4 protein-coding genes are annotated in these 3,466 nt (G+C 63.6%); all 4 read right to left on the bottom strand.

Going from position 1 to position 3,466, the window contains the following annotated elements; all coding sequences use genetic code 11:
• Nucleotides 1–748, bottom strand: a 748-nt coding sequence (locus EOD07_RS27245) for an ABC transporter permease (protein ID WP_164772577.1), incomplete at its 3' end; no start/stop codon positions are given.
• Entirely contained in the window at nucleotides 748–1,617 is an 870-nt protein-coding gene (locus EOD07_RS27240) for an ABC transporter permease (protein ID WP_127237600.1), read from the bottom strand. The genes EOD07_RS27245 and EOD07_RS27240, both read right to left, overlap by 1 nt.
• A 28-nt stretch (nucleotides 1,618–1,645) precedes the next feature.
• Nucleotides 1,646–2,710, bottom strand: a complete 1,065-nt coding sequence (locus EOD07_RS27235; RefSeq protein WP_127237599.1) for an ABC transporter substrate-binding protein — start codon at nucleotides 2,708–2,710, stop codon at nucleotides 1,646–1,648.
• 39 nt (nucleotides 2,711–2,749) lie between these two features.
• Nucleotides 2,750–3,466 (bottom strand): PfkB family carbohydrate kinase (locus EOD07_RS27230; protein ID WP_127237598.1); only part of this gene is annotated, 717 nt, incomplete at its 5' end.

Raw genomic sequence — 3,466 nt, 5'->3', positions numbered from 1 at the left:
GCATCAGCGCCATCGACACGACAATGATGATCGTCGAGACCGCGTTGATCTCGGGCGTGAAGCCTTTGCGGATCGCGGCATAGATTTCGACCGGCAGCGTCGTCTGGCCGGGCGTCGACAGGAAATAGGAGACCACGAACTGGTCGAACGACACGGCGAAGGCGAACAGCCCGCCGGCGATCACGCCGGGCATGATCCAGGGCAGGGTCACGCGCATGGTCACCTGCCACTGGTTGGCGCCGAGCGAGCGCGCCGCCTCCTCCAGCTCCGGCGCGAAGGTCTGCAGCCGCGCGGAGACGACGACGATGACGTAAGGCAGCGCCAGCGCGACATGGCCGAGCAGGATGGCGATAAGCCCGCGACCGATGCCGACGCCGAAGAAGAAGATCAGCATCGCCGTGCCGGTGATCAGCCATGGAATGGCGATCGGCGGGAAGAGCAGCGCCTGCAGCACTTTCTTGCCACGGAACTCATAGCGATAGAGCGCGAGCGAGGCCATCGAACCCAGCACGGTCGATATCAAAGTGGTGATGACCGCGATCTCGATGCTGTTCCAGGTCGCCGCGATCAGCTGGTCGTTCTGCCAGAGCGAGGCGTACCAGTCCGTCGTCCACTCGAACGGCAATTGGTAGAAGGGCGAGGCGTTGAAGGACATCGCCGCCATGATGATGATCGGCAGATAGAGGAAGCCGAGCAAAAGCACGATGTAGAAGCGCCCGAGCCCTTCGAGGATGCGCGTGGTCGGCATCACGCAGCCCTCCGCAGGACGGGCGCGGCCAGCGCCAGGATGATCAGCACGACGGCGAGCAGGATGAAGGAGAGCGCGGCGCCCAGCGGCCAGTTGAAGACGGCGACGAACTGATCCTCGATGACCGTGCCGTAGAAGGTGCCGGTGCGGCCACCGAGGATGCGCGGCTCCATGAAGGAGCCGACCACCGGCACGAAGATCAGCGCCGCACCCGCGATCAGGCCAGGCATCGACAGCGGGATGATCACCCGCCACAGCACCTGCCGCCGCGAAGCGCCGAGCGAGCGGCCCGCCTCGATCAGCGAGTCGTCGATCGCCTGCAGCGTCAGATAACAGGTCAGCACCATGTAGGGCACATAGGAATGCACCAGGCCGATGATGACGGCCGGATAGGAATACATGAGATCAATGTTGATCTTGAAGGGCAGCACGGCGTTGAGAGCCGTGTCGAGGATGCCGCCTTCGCGCAGCACCATCGCCCAGGAGAAGATGCGCACCAGCCCGTTCGACCAGAACGGCAGGATGACCAGCAGGAAGATCGCCTCGCGGCTGCGCCCCTTCAGCACCTTGGCCAGCACATAGGCGGCAGGGTAACCGATGACGACGCACCACAGCGTCACCTCGAGCCCGAGCCGCAGCGAGGCGAACAGCAGCGTCGAATAGAGGCTCTGCGAGAAGAAGGCCGCGTAGTTGCCGAGCGTGAACGACCATTCCTTTCCGGCCAGCGGAAGGTCGGTCATGAAGGAGAAGAAGACCATGGCCGACAGCGGCAGGAAGATCGCCACCGTCAGCCAGAGATAGGCGGGAAGGAGAAGCGGCAGCGCCGGCCTCAGTCCGCGGCGCGAACCGATCGCAAGCTGGTCAGCCATTCTGCCTCTCCTCCCCGAAAGACATCGATTACTTCACGTTGACCTTCAGCTCCTGCCACAGCGCCAGATACTTCTCGCGCTGCTCGTCGGTGATCGGCGCCTGGAACTGGATGCGCTTGGCGACATCGGGGCTGCCCATGACCTTGCGGTTGAAGGAATCCTCAGGCAGGGCGTCGACCGCCTTGGTGTTGGCCGAGACCGGCGCGCCGACCTTGGTGACCCATTCGACATAGAATTTCGGGTCGATCATGTAGTTGATGAAGGCCTCGGCGCCGGCGACATTCTTGGAATCGACGGGGATTGAGAAGGCGTCGAGCCAGGCAACGGCCCCTTCCTGCGGGATGACCAGCGAGACCGGCAGCTTGAAATGCGTCTTGGCGCGGTCGGCCGAGCCGCTCCAATAGGTGCCGATATCGATCTGGTTGGAGGCGACCATCTGGTTCCAGTCGTTCTCGGAGCTCCAGAAGGTCTTGATCTGCGGCATCAGCGAGGTGAGCTTCGCCTTGACCGCGTCCATATCCTTGATGTCGTTGATGTTCTGCCCCGACGCGATCGCGCCGAACTGCACCGCCTCGACGGCGTCGTCGCGGATGATGACGCGGCCCTTATGCGCCGGATCCCACATCTCGGCGATGCTCGTCGGCGGTTTGTCGAAGGACTTTTCGTTGATGGCCAGAGCCGTCAGGCCCCACACCCACGGCACGCCATAGACCTTGCCGTCATGGTTGAGCATCGGCGAGCCGGCCTTGTCCTTGGCGATATCGGCATAGTTGGAAAGCTTCGAGACGTCGATCGGCTGGATCAGCTTGCCGGCCATCGCCTGGTCGTTGAAGGCGGCGTTGATCATGACGACGTCGTAGAGGCCGGGATTGGTGCGGATCTTGGTCAGCATCTCCTGTTCGGAGTTGAAGAAATCGTTGACCACCTTGAAGCCGGTCGCCTTCTCGAAATTGGCGACCGCCCATGGCTCGTCGGCGCCGTAGCCCTTCCAGTTGAGCACATGCACTTCCTCGGCGGCTTGTGCGGCAAACGTGAATGCGGAGACGAAGACGGCGGTGGCCGTGAGCAATGCGGTCAATCTGGGCATGCGCATGATATTTTCCTCTCATTGTTCGCCCGGTTGACGGGCTTGTTAAGTTGCAGTCGCTTCCGTCCGGCCAAGCGCGGTCATCGCTTCGCCGCGCTCAGTCAGGAACTCCTGGATTTCCATGTCGGTTGGCGCAGAGGACCCGCCATGGCGGGTGACCGAAAGCGCCGCCGCCGCATTGGCGTAGCGGGCCGCCTCGCAAGGAGACATGCCGCGCGAAAGGCCGCTGACGAAGGCGCCGATATGCGTATCGCCGGCCCCGTTGGTGTCGACGGCTTCCACCTCGAAACCCGGCACTGCGCGGGTGCCGCCGTCGGCCATGCGCACAAGGCAGCCATGCGCACCGGCGCGGATGACGACGCCTTCAGCGCTGTGGCAATGCTCGGCGAGCAACCGGATGGCGACGGTCTGGGCATCGCCAGCGCCGGCAATCTCGGCGGCCTCATTGGTGTTGCAGCTCAGCCAGGTCGTGCGCGCCAGAACCCGGTCCAGGATCGACCGCGGAATATCGGCGATTACCGGCGTCGGATCGAAGACAAAAGGAATGCCGGGCGGCAACGCCTCGATCCAGTCGGCCAGCGCATCGCGGCTGCCGGGATAGCTCAGCGTGTAGCCCGAGGTGAAAACCCAATCGCCTGGAACGACTTGCACCGGCTCCATCATGTCCGGTGTGAGCCGGCTCTCGGCGCCCGGCCAGGAGACGAAGGTTCGCTCCGCGTCGCCGCTGATCATGGCGACGCAATTGCCGCTGTCGATCAGAGG

This window comes from Mesorhizobium sp. M2C.T.Ca.TU.002.02.1.1 (genome assembly GCF_003997225.1).
The sequence above is the reverse complement of the archived record's forward strand: the minus strand, read 5'-3'. Positions and strand labels throughout refer to the sequence as shown.